Raw genomic sequence first — 17,891 nt, forward strand, 5'->3', positions numbered from 1 at the left:
GCCTACTTGTGGCAGATGACGCACCCGCCTGCAGCTTCGTCGATGCCATACACATCATCGATGGTTTCGGCGGTGCGCGCCGATAGCGGATTGACCTTGCGGTTCCGGCGCAGTCGCTCGCGGCGCTTCTCATAATCCGCTTTGATCTGTTCGACCCGAGCGGGTTGGACCAGGTCGGTCAGACTCTCTCCCTGGCTCCAGGTGAATGGCGATCCGTCCTTAAGTGCTGTCTTTTCATAATCGACAGCTTCGGCAAAGCGCCCAGGATGATGCTCCGATAAACGCACCCATTCGATCTTCTGCTGAAAGAAGCAGAAGGTGCAGCCCGATCGAGACCGCCAGCTATAATATTCCGGTTCACCGACATCAGCACGGTCGAGGATTTCGATCACGCCGGTCCGATCAATACCTGCCTCGCGCAGCGGCAGATGCACCTTCATATTGGCCTGTGTGGACTGATAGCCTTCGCGGGTCGGCTCATCAGCGCGAATGGCGACGTAGGAATGAACGATCGTGCCGGCATCGAGGTCGCGGCGCAGCCACTGCTCGAGTGGCCTCAGTTTCAACTGGCGGGTACACCAGCGTGTGCGGGGTGAAGGCAGGAAATTGCCATATTCCTCGAGCCAGAAATCAAAGTCGCGGTCGGGGTTCAAACGCTCGATCGGCCGTCCGAGAAAACCTTCTAGCTTGTCCAGAAACTCGTAGACCTCGGGCAGCTCCTTGCCGGTATCGGTGAAGAAATACTCGATCGGCAGTTTGGGATGATGCTGGCGCATATACACCGCCAGCGCGGCGCTATCGCGCCCGCCCGAAACACCCAATATATGCCGTTCGGCCTTCACGCTGCCTCCACTTCTTCGTCTTCGCGTTCGGCAGCTAAGCTGGCGACCGCCCGCGCCAGCGCCGCAAGGCGCAACTGTCGATCCGCGCGATCCGAGCCCAATGTTTCAAGCACTCGTTCAGCCAATCGCGCCGCTTGCACTTTTTCGCTTTCGGTAAGAACGAAACTGCTCAGGAGCGGCGGCGTCAACGGATCAAGCCCAACCACCAGTGCTAGCGCTTCCGTATTCGATCGACGGTCGCGCACCACCGCCAAGGCTTCCAGTTCGCGGAAACGTCGGCCGTAGCGAGCTACTTCGGTCAACGCCTGTTCGCGATCGCGATCGGACCAGCCATGGGCGGGACGGTGCAACAGGATGCTGAGCAGCCCTTCGATATCTCCGTCCTCAGTTTCCAGGCCGGCGGCTCGATCGGCAAACGCATCGAAATTGAAATCATTAGTGAGATTCTTGGTCAGCGCCCCCCGCTCTGCGATTCCCTCGAACGTGACCGGATCCACGCCAAGCGCCCGTCCGAGAGCGCGTCGCATTTCCAAGAGCAGCGTTGGATATGCGGCTTCGCATTCCAGCAGCGCTTCGAATACGGGCTCAGGTGCCAATGTGTCCCCAAGCGCATTTGGGAGGTCGTCGAACAGCAGGGCTTCGGGATCGCTGGATTTCATGACGATGCGACGGATGAGCCGCGCACTCTCGCTGATCCGGTTGGTGCGTGCCGCATAAGTGGGAAGTGCTTCGAACCGCTGGAACAGCGCTTGTGCGACAGGTAGCGATGCCGCGTCCTGATCGATGCCGAACAACAAGGCCAGACCGCTCAGAAAAGCGGTTTCCCGAACGGACCGATCAATCTTGCGAAGGCGAAAATCGCCTGGCCGCTGCAGCAACTTGTCGACGACAACATCATCGATCGCGATCTGGAAGACGCCGTTGATATAGACGGCGATCGTGTCGCGCATCGAGAGCATGAAGGCCAGCGCCAAGACCGGCATGACACCAGCCTTGATTCCAAATGGCGGCTTCGCCCACACCGCATAGACGTGACCGAGGGTATCGTCGCCCGCCTCACTGATCACCTGCCATGCCGGGCGAAGCGAGGTGCCTTGCGGCGAGCGATCAGGCGCGGCGAAATCGAAACGTCCGGGCGCGATTTCCGCGTGAAGACCGAACGGCTTGAGCACGGTCAGATAGAGGCCGAGTTCGGCGGGATAGCCGGTCATGCCCAGATCCTTCTTGGAGCCGTGCATGACCATGGCGTGGCAGAGCTCACGCAGCGCGGCCATCGAGTTGGATGACGGCTTGTCGCGTTGGAGCAGTTCGCTCTTCAGGATCGGCGCTTCAGGAAAACCAACATCAGCAAGCGCGCTTGCGATTAACGCGAGGGGTTCGCGCATGGGTTTGCCGGGCGTCGGTGCCAGCCACCAGCGCGCGCCCTCGAGCGATGCCTCAAGCGTGCGATGCAATAGGTCGATGCAGTGCGATTGGCGCGCTGCAATCTCGCGCCGCGCGATACGGTCGCCCTCGAGCTGGGGGTGATCGCGATAAACACGCTCAACCGCGATCAGTTCGGCCGCACTCGACCGAAGCGCGAAGCTATCGGCCGCACCGCCAATTGCCATGATCCGACCGCTGGTCTTCAGGATCGCCGCTGTGGCCTTGCACAGCACTTTGACTTCAGCCTGGTTGATTTTCCCGTCACCAAGGATGAGCGCTAGAAGCCCACTACCGCGTTCGGGCCTAGCGAGCAGGGACGCAGCGATGCTCGCAGGCGTGTCATCAGAGCCGGCAAGAACCAAGCCGATTTCGAATGTCCGAAGCGCGCCGGTGAGGAAATAATGACGTTTGGCCGTCGCGAAACCGAAACCGACACGCTGGGGCAATCCCTCAAGCTGGCCCGTATCGACCGGTACTACCGATCGGGAAATAGCATCTTCGAGATCGAAATCGCTACCGGCGAACAAAGCATACCCGCCAAGCCGCGGCTGACGGATCAAGACGGCCCAGTCGAGCAGGTCCGCAATCGCAGCCCGACGCCTTTTCTCGTCGACCTCGGGGACGGCTTGGGCGAGAATATCATCAGCCAGAGCAAGCCCCGAACCATTACGGAAGAACTCTATCACGGCCGCCGACTTGGTCAGGGCGACATGGACCTCATTGCCTTTGGCGGCTGCCCGTTCGATGGCTTCGAATGCAAGGCTAAACCGGTTGCCGTCATTGCCGCTGGCGAGCGCCATCCCGAAGTTCGAGCCGAGATAGTCCCAGAGCCTGGCCGGATCATAGGTGCCGCCACCGACAGTGGTGGACTGCAAGAACTCTTGAAACCCTGCCGGTTCGGCTGAACTGAGAAAACCAAATACGCTGCGCTCATTCTGCGCAAAGCGCGCACGGGACACCGGCCCCAGCAGTAGCGAGGTCACTGGGTTGAGCGGCCAGGTCGCTGTTAGGGCTTGAGTCAGCACATCAGTTTCGGTGGGTCTGCGCAGTGCCACAGCGTGGGCGACGGCCGATGCGCTTATTGTCGCATTGTCCGGACGCCACGGACATGAGATCGCCCGGCCAAGCAGCGCAACGGTTTCATCGGCGCCACTCAAAAATGCAATATCATGGAAGCGCCCCTGGACCTTCGCCCATTCCTGCCGCGCGTCGCGCGCGGCGCGGGCTGCATATTGCTCGAACGACTGGTGGAGGATGCCGATGACGACCAATCGCCCTTTGCTGCGAGAAGCATGTTCGGCGATGTCCTGAAGGAGATGAACATCGCCGCCTTCCAGCGCTTCATGCTCGAGCAGCTTGCCGAGCTCGTCGAGGATCAGGAGCGTCCCAGTGCCGGCTTCTTCGCCCGATCGCTTGATTAAGCGGATCAGCATATCATCGCTCGAACCGGCCGCTGCGCGTCGTTCGGCATCCCATTGGAAGGCCGTCGAGGCCGCATCGGCTATCGCGTCGCGCAACCGCGTCCGGCTGCCAGTTACGGCAACAACGAACCAGGGGCCGTGTTCCTCGGGGAAAGCATCGGCATAAGCCGCGGTCATGGCCTTACCGGCGATCTTGCGAGCAACCTTGCGGTTTTCGGGGGCACCGGCGACGAGATTGGCAACCAGAAGCGCTGCACTCGACTTGCCCCCGCCATAGGGTCCAGTCCAGGTGAAAGCACCCTGCTGGCTATCGACCTGGCTTTGCGACAGCGTCGCCAGCGACTTCGCGACGCTTGCTTGTAACACATAGCCAACGAGAGGTGGCGTGCCATTGAGATCCGCGTCGATCCGCGCAGAGCGCGCGAATCGACGATCTATCGAGACGTGATCGGCCAGTTGTGTCACGCGGCCACCGCCAGCGGATCAGCTTGCGGATAGGCAAGAGCGATCAAACGCAGCGGATCGATATCCTCACGCCGCTGGATCTGCCGTAGCCCTGCCGTATCAGTCCATTGCCACGCATCGTGGGTGACCTCGTCAAGACGCATCAGCCGTGTAATGACGCTGTCTTCGTCAAGCTTGAACACCCGCCCGGGGGAGCCGGGCGCGTAACAAATCTGCTCGACCGTCAACGCCGTCGAGCCACCTTGTCGTTCCCAAAACTGCGCCAGCGCGTAAGCGAATATCCCGTCTAACAGGGTGGGCTTGGGGCCGCGAACAAACTCGTACCAGCCACCTATCCGAGCCTCACGGATCAGACCCAGCTCAGCCAGTAACGGCTCTGCAGCATCTTCGTTGAGCGCATCGCCGCGGCGGACATAGCTGCGCAGGAAAACCTCGACATCACGTTTGAGCGTACCGCGTGTCGCGCGCCAGCCGCGGGCAGCCACCAAGTCCAGTAGCTCCTCGATCAACGTCGGTGGATCAAACTCGATCGCGGACAGCACATTGAAAGCATAGAAGGCCGTGCTCGTCATCGCTTGGCTACTGGCGATATGCCAGTGCGCGAGCCAAATCGTCGATGCCCGCTCAACATAGGGATCAAAGCCGGTGTCGGCGAGGATCAGTCGGCCAAGATCGCTTGGCGCAATTTTCCGGTCCGCTTCGGTAAAAAACCCTGAAGCAAGCGCCCAATAGCGCATCGATGCCGCCATATTGCGACCCACACCAAAGCGTGCAATGGCTTCTTGTTCTTGGAATGTTCCAGACGAACCCCCATCCGCGACGGCGTCGAAGGCCTTCTTCAGCCACAGAAGGCGTAGCGGGAAGGTCTCGTGGCCGGCGAACTGACCTTTCGAATCGTTATCAAATGCCCCATGCTTCATGGCGCAGAATGCTACTGGCGAACCTCTCCAGTGACAACCCGAGACCGCGAAATGGCAGCGATAATATGAGCGGCAGCTGTCTCGATATCACTCTCCGTTAGATATCGATGGCAGTAAATTCGGATAACAGAACGCGCATCCGTGTCAGAAAGTCCCATTCTTTCAAGAACATGAGATACCTTCACTTGACCCGCGGTGCATGCCGATCCAGTCGATAGTGAGACATTGCGCGCAACCATAGCGCACAGATCGTCACCGCTCATGTCTTGAAGCCTGATCGCCGCACTGGCGGGGAGCACGGGCCGATCCCCGGTGATCCGTTCAAATAGAATTTGCTGCTGCGCGAGCCGGTCGAGCAGCATACCGATCAGGGAGCGGCCACGGCTAGCATCTTCACCAAGGGCGGACATCGCTACCTTTGCCGCCGCGCCGAACCCTGCGGTTAGGGCAACCGGCTCGGTTCCGGGCCGGACTGCGTTTTGCTGACCGCCCCCATAAATGAGGGGTCCTGGCGTTGGAACACCTGCAGCGCAGTAAAGTGCGCCCACCCCCATCGGTCCGTAACATTTGTGCGCGGACAAGCTGAGATAATCGACGTCAAGCTCAAGAACATCAATGGCAATCTTCCCTGCCGCCTGCGCCGCATCGGTATGAAACAATGCGCCCGCCGCATGTGCGATCGAGGCCGCCTCCGACACCGGCTGAACCACACCGGTCTCATTGTTGACCATCATCACGGAGACGAAAAGCGTCCGCTCGTCGACCAGACTTTTGAGACGAATGAGATCGACCCTCCCATATCGATCGACGGGGACGACCGTGACGTCGAAGCCCCGGTCCGTTAGAATATTGGCGGGTTCGAGAACTGCCTTATGCTCAACCGAAGAGACGACGATACGGCGGCGGCTGGAGTTCTCGGCTAAGGCGAAATGAGCGATACCGAGGATAGCAAGATTGTTCGCTTCGGTCGCCCCAGACGTGAAAATAATCTCCGTTGGCGCAGCCCCAATCAACGCAGCAACGTCTGCCCGGGCGTCAGCGATAATGCGCGCAGCCCGCTCCCCCGAAGCGTTTGGCGACCCGGCATTGCCGGGTAACGCCCACGTCTCCAACATCGCTTCGCGCGCTTCCGGAGCCAGCGGCAATGTCGCGAACCCGTCGAGGAAGATCGGCGCGATCGTCAAATCAGGCACTATAGCGGCACGCAGTCGCGCAGTTGATAGCACAAAGAGCAAAATCAGGAGTTGGACGACACATCAGCAACGATGTAGAGGAGATTGAGGGCGATCAGAAGATCATTTTCGAACAGTGCGGCAATAACCTTCGATCCGTCGGTACAATTTCAACGCTCTCGATCGCCTGGTTCACGCTTGCGCTGACTTGCGTTTCGGTCTTGCGGCCCATCAACACCGGCATCGCGCGCCGGACTGCCAACGGCACCGGTTACCCTATCGGCGATCATGATCTCCCGCGCCCGCTCCAATCGCCGGGACACCGCCGCCGGCATATCGGCCACGAACCCTGCGATATCCTCGGCCAGCGCGCGGTCCTCGTCTTTCCCGGTCGCCGCCAGCGCGGCTGCGGCATCTGCGTAAGCCCCCCGGATCTGCTTTTGGCGGCCCAGCGCCAGCACATCCTCCAACCGACGCTCCGGGTTCTGTGACCGTGCGAACGCCTGCGCGCGCTCTTCGATCAGCCGGTTGAGATCCAACTCCCTCCCCTGCCCCGCTGTCCGCGCCTCCAGATGGTGCGCCGGCGAACGCACCCGCTTCTGGACATGGCCGCGCGCGCGGCGCGGCGTCGCTTCGGCGGCGATGCCGCGCTGGCGCAATTCATGGGCGAAGCTCTCCCGCCAGTGATGGAGATCGGCTTTGCGCGGGTTGAACCGCGTCCCGTCCTGGCCCTGAGTCGCGACGGTCAGATGGACATGGGGGTGCGCGGTGTCGGTGTGCAGCGCCACCATATAGCTGAACTGCCCCTCGAACTCGACGCGCGCAAACGCCTGGACGGCATCATGGATAGTCGCGGCATCGGTCGTACCGCCGGGCATCGACAAGACCATCGACATGGAGGTCGGCCGGTCCTTGCCATAAGCATTCATCGCCTGATCGAGCATGTCCCAGTCGGCGGCGATCGCCTTCAACCGCTTTTCATCGGTGATGATCTCGCCCTCGCTGCTGCGGATTTCAAGCTTCCCGTGACGCGAGATGTAACCGAAATGCTCGGCAAGATGCCTGGCTCCACGCTGCTTGCCCGAGATCTTGACCATGACCTCGGGGGCCTTGCGCACGATCCGCTCGAGCTTGGCCCGCGCCTCGGCCGCCGACAGCGCCGGCGCGGCATTGCCCCTGCCCTTGCCGCCCGAACCGATCCGTAGCGTCGCCCCGCGCAGGCTGCGCTTGCCCCCGGTCGGCGGTCGCCAGGCTTCCATCAGGCTGGGGAGCGGCAGGACGCCGTCATCGTCGTCACTCATCTCCCGTATCCCAATAGGCCATGTCGCCCTTGAGCGCCCGGCCCAGCACGCGCAGCTGATCGGCCACCTCATCCCGGAAGGAAGCGACACGCGCGGCCTCGCGCGCCAGGTCGAGACGGGAATCCACCATGGTCGCGGCATGTAGCGCATGGACCGCTTGGTTGAGATTGATGCCGATCCGGTTGAGTTCGCGCCAGGACTGCGCGATCAGCACCCGGTCGCCACGCGACGGCGGCGACGTCGCATGCAACCGCCGGCGCAATAGCATCACCAGCCATTCGGTCCGTTTGAGGCCACGCGCGTCGGCCGCCGCATCGAGCTGAACGATATCCTCGCGCATGAGCCGAAGCTGCAGCCGGTCAGTCGCGCGGGTCCGAGGCAGTGCCGTCTCGCTCGAAGCGTCCCCGGCAGCCTCAAGCGCACCGTCGATCAGCTTGCGCAGGAGCGCTGAGCGACCGCCGGCGGCAGTCGCCTTAGCATCGAAGCGCGCCGCGAGATCATCGGGCAGACGGAGGCCGAAAAACGCCACACCCCATTGCTATTGTTTAACAATGACGGCGCCAAGCCTATCCGGCCCTCACCTAAAACCACTCGTCTTATAGTCTGCTCAAACAGACTCCGCCCCTCTTCAAGCGACGTATCCAACTCGACCTGGCCTCGATGGGAAAAGAGAATGTCGCCGAGCGAACCAATTCCCTCCGCCTGCAAAATGAAGACAGCCGCGCCCCTGAAGAAAGGGGCGCGGCTGTCAATATTGCCTGAAAAGCGCGATCGTTTCGACGCGGAGTGAGGGGTGATTGGATGCGCCCCGACCTGCCCCGCCGATGGTTTACTCCATGGCGATCTCGGCAACAGGCGCTTCGACCTCCTCGCCGTCGTCGAACGCCACCCGAACGCGCTCGGGCAGGATCAAACGTCCTGTCCGCCCACCCACCGTCACCCGAACCGCATCGAGCGGCCGAGGCTGCGGCGGCACCTCCGTTTCGAACATCGACCGCAAACCGGCACCAGCACGAACCGGCCGGCTCGGTGCGGCGCGCTCGGCGCCCTGCCCGTCCGAAAGCGCGGGCACATCGCGGAGACGGGCATCCGGCAGAGTCTCGGATGCCTTGAGTCCCGCGATGAACCGGCCACCCTCGGCCAGGGTCACGTTTTCATCACCAAGCCGCTCAACATAGGCGCGCACCGCGTCGCCATGAGTACGGGCAGCCCGGTGGAGGTCGTAGAGCAACCGGATCGGCATCTGGTCGATCGCGGCCCGCAGCCAGGGCGCCATGTCGGCACAGGCAGCATAGAGCGACACGAACTGCTTCGATCGGCCGAGCGCGCGGGCGATCTCCGCCTGGGTGACGCCGGCACCCAGCATGCGTTCGATCCCGGTCGCCAGATCATGGGGGGTCAGGCCTGCGCGCTGGTCATTCTCGACAATCTGATCGGCGAGCGTGTCGGCGCGGTTCACCACCGCCATCACGATCGCCGGGATGGTCTCGCGCCCGGCAAGGCGCGATGCCCGAAAGCGCCGCTCGCCGACGCGGATGACGTGAAGGCCGTCGCCATTTTTCGGGGCGACGATGATCGGCTGCAGGACGCCGCGCGCGGCGATCGAGGCAGCAAGATCCTTGAGCTCCGTCTCGTCGAACACGCGCCGCGGATTTTCCGGATCAGCCATGATCCAGTCGAGCGGCAGATCCTCGACGCGCCGGGCGCTGTCGTGGAGACCGACAAGCAGCCCGAACTCTTCGGCGCGCTGATCGAACTTGCCCATCACGCCGCACTCAGATGGCGGACGTCCATCCGGCGCACGATCTCCGCCAGGATCGGCCGGATTTCGTCGGCCGCCGCTTTTGCGCCGCTGCCGGTTTCGCGCCAGACCGGTTGATGCTGTTCGGCCGAATGCTTGTAGGTCGGCCGCGCCTTGATGAAGGCGGGAAACATCAGCTTCCCACCAACGGCGCGGGCGAGCTTGACCGCATTGTCCATCTCGCGTCGGTCGAAAGGATTGACCATCGAGGGCAACAGCCCGAGAAAATCGACCTTGCGCCCGCCTCGCGCACCCTCCGCTTTTTTGAGCGCGGTGAGCAGCATCTTGGCGCACTCGATCGAATCCTCGGCGACCTGAACCGGAGCGATCACTGCGTCGGCGACCGCCATCGCGCTCAGGGTCAGCTCGTCCCATTTGGGACCGGTGTCGATGACGCAATGGTCGAAATGGGCACCCAACGCGGGAAACCGGCCAAGAAAATCGCGCACGTCACCCGCTGCCTTGACCATCTGCAGGCGCGGATCGGCGGCGAAGACCGTGATGCCGGGCGCATCGGTAAGCTCGAGCCGGGCCTCGGGATCGAACAGGTCCGCCGCGAACCACCCGGTCCGCTCGCTGGCAAGCCGGCGTGTGGAACTGCCCTGCGGATCAAGGTCGAGAAAGGCGACGCGATTGCCGCCTTGCTCGGCCAGATACCAGGCGAGGTGCGTGGCGAGGAAGGTCTTGCCGACCCCGCCCTTGAGCAGGCTGACGACGATCGTCTTCATGGGCACAGCGCCGTCACGACTCATAGTTGTCGGGACCATCGCGCAGATTGCGCTCATAATGGTCGCGCGACGACCAGTCGCCACCGCCGCCGATCCCCGGGCCGACATAGCGAAACAGGTAAACGGTGATCGCGAAGCAGACGAATGCGAATACGAACGCATGGTCGGGATGGCGGGAAAAATAATCGGCCATAGCGGGTCTCCTTGGCTTGTTGCAGGAAACGGATCGGTCCCCTCACCGCGCAGCAAAACGCGGACGCTCTCGCCGCGCAGCCTCCCCTCTCGTGCCGGAGAGCAAGGGTCGATGGGACGTCTGGGCGGCACCGCCGACAGTCTGCTCAAGCAGACTTTTCGGCTATCCCCCCGGTCAGGGGGATGGCCGGGGTCAATCGCCAGGGATTGGAAATCTGGGCAGGCCGGCGCCGGGCGCAACCGGGTGACGCAGAGCGATCCGCGTTGGCGGCACCAGCGAATCCCGTCGTCAAATAAGGTGGCCCCGACAGGGTCGGGGCCATGATAGCTCAATATTCGTGGGTGAGAAGCAGCGTCAGGACGCGGATAGTGACCTCGGGATCTGCCGGGTCAGGCGATCCGTATGTCAGTGCGCGATCATAATAATCGATCTTCCAGTACAGGGCCTCGCCCGCGAACTCGAAGCGACCGAAATCACGCTCCCCATGCGGATCGACGTCGGGACCAAAGGCGTCATAGTCGCGCACCGTGCGCAGCAGTTCCGCGCGGCGCTGAAACCCGCGAAACAGGCTGGTATCGCCGATCAGGTCGGCGACCCCGGCGGTCATGACCACCTGGTTGACGCCCGGGCTATGGATGGATTGGCGCAGGGCATCATTGAGCCGCGCGATGGTCGCGATGCGCTGGTCTGCGGATAGGATTTTGTCATTCTGGGGGTCGGCCATGACGTTCGACTTTCCAAGCTGTGTCAGACCCCGCCGATCGGGGCCTTCCGACAGGCGACCGGACCGCCGGGGCATAGCGCGCCCGCGCACCCGACAGGGTCGCAACGGATGTGGAGAAGCCCGGCACCGGGCTTGCGCTGGCAAGTGCCGCGGCGAGGACGCCAAGCCAGGAAGGGACCGTCGGTGCGGCGGTCAGAGGGAATAAGGAACGGCATGGCCGACTTTTCAGACGTGCTGCTGGACGCGCGAGCGAGGGCTTCGCTATCATCCGATCATGACAGACACCGCCCGGATCATCGCCCTTTGGCCACGCTGGACATCGAGCGTCGGCGCGATGCAGCGGTTTCAGATCCAGGTTCGTACCCAGTGCCGTCGCTGCGGCGCCCTGATGCGCGCCGATCTCGACGAGCTGGTCGCCCGCTATGGCGGGAATGCGTCGTTGATCGATCGCCAGGAGCGATGCCGTATGGTCGCGTGCGATGGCGCGACCTTCTACCTCGCGGCCCGGCGCTACGGTGGACCGTGGCGGATCCTGGTCGATGATGCGGCGTTGCGCGACGGGCTGAGCCTGTGCCCGCCCGCGCATCTAGCGCATGGGCGATCAGCCCCTGTCGCGAATGCCGCAGACCTGCCGAGTCCACAGCGCCGTTGACGACCTGCCCACGGCAGGGATCGTGACCCGCATGGGCCGAGACCCGGCACGGGGCTCGGGGCGGTCCGCCTCGAGCCCGGTCCGGCGCAGCCGGAGCCGCCCTGCCCGCTTAAGCCCCCTTCGCGTTAGCCAGATCACCGAACAAACGAAGCAATATCTCGTCCAGGCTGGCGACCTTCTCGAACCTGGATATCCGGACCTTGCGGTGGTTCGGCCGCTCACTCTTCTCGCCCTCCGCCGTGCCCTTGCTATGTTTGGCGACGGCGAACGGACTGATGTCCGGCAAAGGCTCGCCCGGCCCCGCGCCAAACCACAGATAATGGTCGAAGAGGAGATCCGGCGTCACCACGATCCAGATGACGCATCCGCTCGGCTTCTCCATCAGCTTGAGGCTGATCTTGACCTCATCGGTCTTGCCGCCGACGATTTTGGTCTTGAACTGGATATGGCGGGTCACGCGGCGGCGGGCCATGACCAGATCATAGCCGCCCGCGTCGAATTCGGAGCGCAGCACCTCGACGTCGGTCACACCCAGTTGCCAGAGCCGACGCAGCGCTTCACCGACAAAGACATGCTCGACGATGCGCTCCCGCAGTGTCGAGTGAATGAAGTGCGGGTTCGCTTCCTCGGTAAGATCGTCCAATCAGCGCTCGCATAATAAGGGCGGGGGCGGATGCCCCCGCCGGAAGGTTTCAGCTGAACGGATCATATTCGTTGATGACGACCACGTCGCCGTCAAAGTCGTCGGCGGTGATGACGGCGAACTGGTTGCCGATCCCGATGACCATCGTTGCGATCATGAGGGTCTTGGAGAGGCCGAGCGCATTCAGGCGCGCGATCTTGATGTCGGTGAACATGTCGAGGCTCCTTGAAAGCCGGCGGGTTCATCCCCGCTCGACTGGCGCCCGAAGTGTTTGGTGGGTGGCCGCGATCACTTTTTGCCGCAGGCCAAAAGCCGTAGCGCACGCGACCGGACCCTTTACGGGTTGATCGCATTAGGCCGCGCGCCGGACCAAGGATTGCGCCTCAAAGAGCGGGGTGAAGCTGCCGGCCGGAAGAGGTCATGGCCCCGCCGGACGGATATCACCGGTTGCTTGTGTTTGCCTCATGTGAGACATATATCTGTATCAGATGAGACAGGAGCAGCAGATGGCGAGCCAGCCCGTGACGATCGAGACCCTGCTTGGGGTTGCGCCCCGCAAGAGCGACACGCGCCTGGGGCTGAGCTATTCGATTCTCGAAGGCCTTCCGGTCGGCGCACTCGACCATCTCGCCGACACCGTCGCGCCCAACGACAGCCGCTTCAAGTTCCGCCTGATTTCCAAGGCGACGCTTGATCGCCGCAAGAAGTCGGCGTCCAAGCGCCTGACCAGCGAGGAAGGCGACAAGCTGGCGCGGATCGCCAAGGTGTTCAGCTTCGCGCTCGATATCTATAAGGATCCTGCCAAGGTCCGCGACTTTCTCGGCCGCGCGCATCCCATGCTCGACAACAAAGCGCCGCTCGACGTGGCGCTGGCGACAGGGCCGGGGGCCGATGTCGTCATCAACCTGCTGGGACGGGCGGCGTATGGCGGCGGGGCGTGAGCGCCCAGATCACCGACCGTGTGCTGACCTGTTTTCGGATCGGCGATCCTGATGGCGCGCATCCGATCTATGACAGCGAGGGCGCTCGGCTCTATCCGGGACGGTGGAACACCGCGGCCAGCCCGATCATCTACACGTCAGAACATTATTCGACGGCGATGCTCGAAAAGCTCGTCCACGCGAACACGGTGATGCCGCCCAACCAGCATTATATCCGCATCACGATCCCCAACGGCGTCAGCTATGAAGTCTTCCCGACCGCCAAATTCTCCGGGTGGGACGGCAAGCGCGAAGACATCTGCAAGACCTTTGGCGAGGCGTGGTTCGCGGCAGGGCGCTCGGCGCTGTTGCTGGTGCCTTCGATCCCGGCACGGGTGGAACGCAACATCCTGATCAATCCAGCACATCCCGACGCGCAAGCAATCAGCTTCGAGCTCCCCGAACCAATCTGGTGGGATGACCGGCTTTACGGCTGATCGCGAAGGGCTTGGCGATCAGCACGCTGTTGGGGACGCTGGGCGATGTCCAGTCATGGCTGGCGTCACCCAAGCAATAATGGATGGCTCGCTGGATCTCGACACTTGATAAATGTTCTTTCTTTGTTCTATTCTGCAGCCATGCTCCGAGTCGATGAAGACAGTCTGGCCCTCCACCTCGAGGTGTCGCTCGCCACGGCCGAACCGGCCCTCGTCACCGATATTGGGTGTGGCGATACCGTTGCACGACGCCGTGCAACGGCGGAGTTGGCGCGACACTTGGCAGTGCGTTTGCGCTGCTACGATATCCTCGCCGACGAGCCCGCCGCGAGGTCGGATACATTGCCGCTCTTCCCTGAACATGACGCACGCCACCTCCCGGATTGAGCGCTGATGCTGGCTGTATTTCTGCTTGCCGTCGCGGTCGTGCAGAGCGGCCAGTTGTTCACCTGCACACCGGTCAGGGTCTGGGACGGCGATGGCCCGATCTGGTGTCGCGAGGGACCACGGATCCGGCTCGCTGGAATCGCGGCGCGGGAGATCGATGGCTCGTGCCGCAGGGGGCACCCCTGCCCGCGCGCCAGCGGCATTGCTGCGCGCGACACCCTGGTGCGGCTGCTCGGCGGCGCGAGAGGCCGAACCGGAACCGGCCACATCCTGCTTGCAGGACCAAGGCTCCAGTGCCGATCGAACGGAAATGCGAAAGGCAATCGCACCAGCGCCTGGTGCACAGCGCCTGTCATCGGCGATATCAGTTGCGCCATGATTGCCACCGGCATGGTGCTGCGCTGGAACCGCTATGCGGCAGGCCACTGTCGCTGAGGTGACGCGGAAGGGCGAATAGCGAAATCCCGCCGCTCCTCGGGTGTCCGAAATCTACCGACATATTTCGGACATGCTGATTTGCGACGCGCCTGCCTTCGATGCCGTCATCGAGAGCATCGCGACCCTCCAGAACCAGCTCAATACGGCAGTTCCGTAAGAGCGCGCTTCGGGTCAGCTGACGGCTTGCGTCGCGAGATCCTTGTCGGCATCGCGCCTGAGTATCGCTGCTTTGCGCTCGGAATAACGATCGACGAGCTGATCGGCATGGCCGCGCGTGAGGATCGTGAAGCGAACGAGCTCCTCCATCACATCGACGATCCGGTCATAATAGCTGGACGCGCGCATCCGGCCGTCCTCGCCGAATTCCTTGAAGGCCATGGCGACACTCGACTGGTTGGGGATGGTGATCATCCGCATCCAACGGCCGAGCAGCCGCAATGTGTTGACGGCGTTGAACGACTGCGAGCCGCCGGACACCTGCATCACCGCGAGGGTCCGCCCCTGGGTCGGGCGCTTGCCGCCGAACTCCAACGGCAGATGGTCGATCTGCGCCTTCATGATGCCGGTGATCTGGCCATGCCGTTCGGGACTGCACCACACCATCGCTTCCGACCACAGCGCATGCTCGCGCAGCTCATGGACCGCCGGATGATCGTCACCCTCGACCTGATCGGGCAACGGCAGATCGCTCGGATCGAATATGCGCACCTCGGCGCCGAACAGGATGAGCAGGCGGGCCGCCTCCTCCACCGCAAGTCGGCTGAACGAACGCGCGCGCAGCGAACCATAGAGCAGCAGGATACGCGGAGGTGGATTGAGAGGACCAAGACCCGTCGCCAGATCATGCCGGACCATCGCGCGATCGAGCGCCGGCATGAGATCGGGATCGGGAAGTGTACGCAGTCGGGACATCAGCAAATCCGTTTGAAAAGAAAGGCGGCGCTCGCAGGGCAAAGCGAGCGAAACTCGGCGCTGTCGGCGATCTCCGCCGGCGCGGAGGCGCGGGCTATCGGGGCATACCCAAAGCGGCCGAAAAAGGACTCAGCCGTCGTGGTCAGCAGATAGACGCAGGTCGCGCCATCATCAGCGGCCGCGCGTTCGAGCGCGGACAGCATGGCGCTGCCCAGACCTACACCGCGACGCGCCTCCACGACGATGAGAGAGCGCAGCAACCGATCGACTCCAGCGCCTTCTACGCCGCCATAGCCAATCAGACCGTCCTCATCGTCGAACCTGTAGAAATGACGGCCAGGCGCTGCGATATCGCTCGCCGGCAGTCCTGCTTCCGCCAGCACCTGCGCGAGCGCGGCCAGCTGGTGAAGTTCGACGCGCGTAGCGATCATGTCGTAGCCCGCTGCTCGTACCATGGCCGCGTCGCCTTCACGATATGCACGACCGAGAGCATTACAGGCACCTCGACGAGCACGCCGACGACCGTCGCCAGCGCAGCGCCCGAGTTGAGGCCGAACAGGCTGATCGCGGCGGCAACCGCGAGCTCGAAGAAATTGGACGCGCCGATCAGCGCGGCAGGCCCGGCAACGCACCAGGCCACGCCGAACCGGCGGCTCAGCCAATAGGCGAGGCCCGCATTGAAATAGACCTGTATCAGGATCGGCACGGCGATCAGCGCGATGACGAGCGGATGGGCAATGATCGCCTCGCCCTGAAACCCGAACAGCAGCACCAGAGTCGTCAGCAAGGCGACCAGCGATAAGGGGCCGAGCGTTGCGAGTAAGCGCTCGAGCGCGGGCTCGCCGCCGGACGCCAGCTGCACGCGCCGCGCGATCTGGGCGACGATGACTGGCACCACGATATAGAGCAGCACCGAAATCAGCAGCGTGTCCCATGGCACCGCGATCGAGGCGACGCCGAGCAGCAGCCCGACCAGCGGTGCGAAGGCGAAGACCATGATGATATCGTTGAGCGCCACCTGGCTCAGCGTATAGGTCGGCTCGCCCTCGCACAGGTTGGACCAGACAAAAACCATGGCCGTGCACGGCGCCGCCGCCAGCAGGATCAGCCCGGCGATGTAAGAGCTGACCTCGCCGGCAGGGAGCAGCGGACGAAACAGCCACCCCAGGAAGACCGTGCCCAGCAACGCCATCGAAAAGGGTTTGACCGCCCAGTTGATGAATAGGGTGACGCCGACCCCCTTCCAGTGCTGGCGCACCGAACCCAGAGCGCCAAGGTCGATCTTGAGCAGCATCGGAATGATCATCAGCCAGATCAATGCCGCCACGACGAGATTGACACGGGCGATCTCGGCCGCGGCGATAGCCGCGAAGAGGCCCGGCAGCGCATAGCCGAGCGCGATACCCACGATGATGCACAGCGCCACCCAAAGGCTCAGATAGCGTTCGAAACCGCTGATCGCCGGTTTGGTCGGCGCGTTAACAGCGCTCATCCCTCGATCCTCTTGCCGGCGGCATCGGTGACCCGCTGGCCATCCTCCTTGGTGAAAGCCCCGCGCTGTTGGCTCGGCAACAGATCGAGCACTTCCTCGGACGGTCGGCACAATTTGACGCCCAGCGGCGAGACGACGATCGGCCGGTTGATCAGGATCGGGTGGGCGATCATGGCGTCCAGCAATTCGTCATCGCTCAACGCGGGATTGGCGAGGCCGAGCTCATGATAGGGTGTGCCCTTCTCGCGGAGCAGATCGCGGGGCGTAATCCCCATGCGCCCGATCAGCGAGGCGAGCCGCGATCGGTTCGGCGGCGTTTTGAGATATTCGACGACATGCGGCTCGATGCCGGCATTTTCGATCATCGCGAGCGTGTTGCGCGACGTTCCGCAATCTGGATTATGATAGATGATCACGTCGATCGGCATCACGCAGCGTCCCCGCGACGAGTGCTCGCGCCTTCGACCTGGCCGATTTCCCGAACATGGGCGCGTAACGCCAAGGCGTCGAGCCGGTCGAACGGCAACGCGATGAACAGCTTAATCCGATTTTCCAGATAGCGCAGCGCCGTCACGAACGCCCGTTCGCGCTCGATCGTCGGGCCTTGGACATGGCTCGGATCCTCAATGCCCCAATGCGCCGTCATCGGATGACCCGGCCAGATCGGACAGGTTTCGCCGGCCGCGTCGTCGCAAACGGTAAATACGAAATCCATGGCGGGCGCATCGGGGTCGGAGAATTCATCCCAGCTTTTCGACCGTAGACCGGCGATCGGATACTCGATCCGCTCCAGGAGAGCGATCGCGTCCGGATTGATCGCACCCTTGGGAAAACTGCCTGCGGAAAAGGCGCGAAACCGGCCCTCTCCCAATTTCGTCAATGCACTCTCGGCGAGGATCGAGCGCGCGGAATTGCCGGTGCACAGAAACAGTACATTATAAACGCGGTCAGACATGGA

The 17,891-nt window shown here is 62.8% G+C and carries 21 protein-coding genes; 4 read left to right on the forward strand and 17 right to left on the reverse strand.

All coding sequences use genetic code 11. The features are described 5' to 3' along the window. Positions 1-2: 2 nt before the first annotated feature. The 10 genes from HRJ34_RS28925 to HRJ34_RS28970 form a co-directional block, all read right to left on the reverse strand. Positions 3-842, reverse strand: coding sequence for a phosphoadenosine phosphosulfate reductase family protein (locus HRJ34_RS28925; RefSeq protein WP_208634637.1), 840 nt, complete (start codon positions 840-842; stop codon positions 3-5). Then, on the reverse strand, positions 839-4,153 hold the full coding sequence (locus HRJ34_RS28930) for a hypothetical protein (protein ID WP_208634638.1): 3,315 nt from the start codon (positions 4,151-4,153) through the stop codon (positions 839-841). The genes HRJ34_RS28925 and HRJ34_RS28930 overlap by 4 nt, the downstream gene beginning before the upstream one ends. After that, positions 4,150-5,073 carry a DUF4007 family protein gene (locus HRJ34_RS28935; protein ID WP_208634639.1) on the reverse strand — a complete coding sequence of 308 codons (924 nt, stop codon included), beginning with the start codon at positions 5,071-5,073 and terminating at the stop codon, positions 4,150-4,152. Before HRJ34_RS28935 ends, HRJ34_RS28930 begins: the two co-directional genes overlap by 4 nt. An 11-nt stretch (positions 5,074-5,084) precedes the next feature. After that, on the reverse strand, positions 5,085-6,257 hold the full coding sequence (locus HRJ34_RS28940; protein WP_208634640.1) for a cysteine desulfurase family protein: 1,173 nt from the start codon (positions 6,255-6,257) through the stop codon (positions 5,085-5,087). A gap of 158 nt (positions 6,258-6,415) precedes the next feature. After that, positions 6,416-7,546: a relaxase/mobilization nuclease domain-containing protein gene (locus HRJ34_RS28945; RefSeq protein ID WP_208634641.1), complete on the reverse strand. Its 1,131-nt coding sequence runs from the start codon at positions 7,544-7,546 to the stop codon at positions 6,416-6,418. Next, entirely contained in the window at positions 7,539-8,075 is a 537-nt protein-coding gene (locus tag HRJ34_RS28950; protein ID WP_208634642.1) for a hypothetical protein, read from the reverse strand. Before HRJ34_RS28950 ends, HRJ34_RS28945 begins: the two co-directional genes overlap by 8 nt. A 300-nt stretch (positions 8,076-8,375) precedes the next feature. Then, a complete protein-coding gene (locus HRJ34_RS28955; RefSeq protein WP_208634643.1) occupies positions 8,376-9,311 on the reverse strand; it encodes a ParB/RepB/Spo0J family partition protein in 936 nt (311 codons plus the stop codon). Next, positions 9,311-10,075, reverse strand: coding sequence for a ParA family protein (locus HRJ34_RS28960; protein WP_208634644.1), 765 nt, complete (start codon positions 10,073-10,075; stop codon positions 9,311-9,313). Before HRJ34_RS28960 ends, HRJ34_RS28955 begins: the two co-directional genes overlap by 1 nt. A 13-nt stretch (positions 10,076-10,088) precedes the next feature. Next, on the reverse strand, positions 10,089-10,268 hold the full coding sequence (locus tag HRJ34_RS28965; RefSeq protein WP_208634645.1) for a hypothetical protein: 180 nt from the start codon (positions 10,266-10,268) through the stop codon (positions 10,089-10,091). Between the two features lie 328 nt (positions 10,269-10,596). Further along, positions 10,597-10,992, reverse strand: coding sequence for a DUF3768 domain-containing protein (locus HRJ34_RS28970; RefSeq protein WP_208634646.1), 396 nt, complete (start codon positions 10,990-10,992; stop codon positions 10,597-10,599). Between the two features lie 274 nt (positions 10,993-11,266). Between HRJ34_RS28970 and HRJ34_RS28975 the strand changes: the two genes are divergently transcribed. Further along, complete coding sequence (locus HRJ34_RS28975) at positions 11,267-11,644, forward strand: hypothetical protein (protein WP_208634647.1); 378 nt, start codon at positions 11,267-11,269, stop codon at positions 11,642-11,644. 109 nt (positions 11,645-11,753) lie between these two features. Here the strand turns inward: HRJ34_RS28975 and HRJ34_RS28980 are convergent, their stop codons facing one another. Continuing rightward, complete coding sequence (locus HRJ34_RS28980; protein ID WP_208634648.1) at positions 11,754-12,287, reverse strand: hypothetical protein; 534 nt, start codon at positions 12,285-12,287, stop codon at positions 11,754-11,756. 49 nt (positions 12,288-12,336) lie between these two features. After that, complete coding sequence (locus tag HRJ34_RS28985) at positions 12,337-12,501, reverse strand: hypothetical protein (RefSeq protein ID WP_181316822.1); 165 nt, start codon at positions 12,499-12,501, stop codon at positions 12,337-12,339. Positions 12,502-12,793: 292 nt separating this feature from the next. On the opposite strand from HRJ34_RS28985, the gene HRJ34_RS28990 reads away from it, so the two are divergent. The 3 genes from HRJ34_RS28990 to HRJ34_RS29000 all read left to right on the forward strand — a co-directional run bounded on the left by HRJ34_RS28990 (position 12,794) and on the right by HRJ34_RS29000 (position 14,526). After that, complete coding sequence (locus tag HRJ34_RS28990; RefSeq protein WP_208634649.1) at positions 12,794-13,228, forward strand: antitoxin Xre-like helix-turn-helix domain-containing protein; 435 nt, start codon at positions 12,794-12,796, stop codon at positions 13,226-13,228. After that, a complete protein-coding gene (locus tag HRJ34_RS28995; protein ID WP_066532575.1) occupies positions 13,225-13,704 on the forward strand; it encodes an RES family NAD+ phosphorylase in 480 nt (159 codons plus the stop codon). Before HRJ34_RS28990 ends, HRJ34_RS28995 begins: the two co-directional genes overlap by 4 nt. 393 nt (positions 13,705-14,097) lie before the next feature. Continuing rightward, on the forward strand, positions 14,098-14,526 hold the full coding sequence (locus HRJ34_RS29000) for a thermonuclease family protein (protein WP_208634650.1): 429 nt from the start codon (positions 14,098-14,100) through the stop codon (positions 14,524-14,526). Positions 14,527-14,700: 174 nt separating this feature from the next. On the opposite strand, the gene arsH is transcribed toward HRJ34_RS29000, so the two are convergent. The 5 genes from arsH to HRJ34_RS29025 are packed head-to-tail and all read right to left on the reverse strand — an operon-like array spanning position 14,701 to position 17,888. Then, positions 14,701-15,441 carry an arsenical resistance protein ArsH gene (arsH, locus tag HRJ34_RS29005; RefSeq protein ID WP_208634651.1) on the reverse strand — a complete coding sequence of 247 codons (741 nt, stop codon included), beginning with the start codon at positions 15,439-15,441 and terminating at the stop codon, positions 14,701-14,703. Next, positions 15,441-15,872, reverse strand: a complete 432-nt coding sequence (arsN2, locus tag HRJ34_RS29010; protein WP_208634652.1) for an arsenic resistance N-acetyltransferase ArsN2 — start codon at positions 15,870-15,872, stop codon at positions 15,441-15,443. Before arsN2 ends, arsH begins: the two co-directional genes overlap by 1 nt. Further along, complete coding sequence (gene arsB / locus HRJ34_RS29015; RefSeq protein ID WP_208634653.1) at positions 15,869-16,933, reverse strand: ACR3 family arsenite efflux transporter; 1,065 nt, start codon at positions 16,931-16,933, stop codon at positions 15,869-15,871. Before arsB ends, arsN2 begins: the two co-directional genes overlap by 4 nt. Continuing rightward, positions 16,930-17,361 carry an arsenate reductase (glutaredoxin) gene (gene arsC, locus HRJ34_RS29020; protein ID WP_208634654.1) on the reverse strand — a complete coding sequence of 144 codons (432 nt, stop codon included), beginning with the start codon at positions 17,359-17,361 and terminating at the stop codon, positions 16,930-16,932. Before arsC ends, arsB begins: the two co-directional genes overlap by 4 nt. Beyond that, positions 17,361-17,888, reverse strand: a complete 528-nt coding sequence (locus HRJ34_RS29025) for an arsenate reductase ArsC (protein ID WP_208634655.1) — start codon at positions 17,886-17,888, stop codon at positions 17,361-17,363. The genes arsC and HRJ34_RS29025 overlap by 1 nt, the downstream gene beginning before the upstream one ends. Positions 17,889-17,891: the final 3 nt, after the last annotated feature.

Origin of the sequence: Rhizorhabdus wittichii (genome assembly GCF_017607425.1) — a bacterium.
GTDB classification, from domain to species: domain Bacteria; phylum Pseudomonadota; class Alphaproteobacteria; order Sphingomonadales; family Sphingomonadaceae; genus Rhizorhabdus; species Rhizorhabdus wittichii.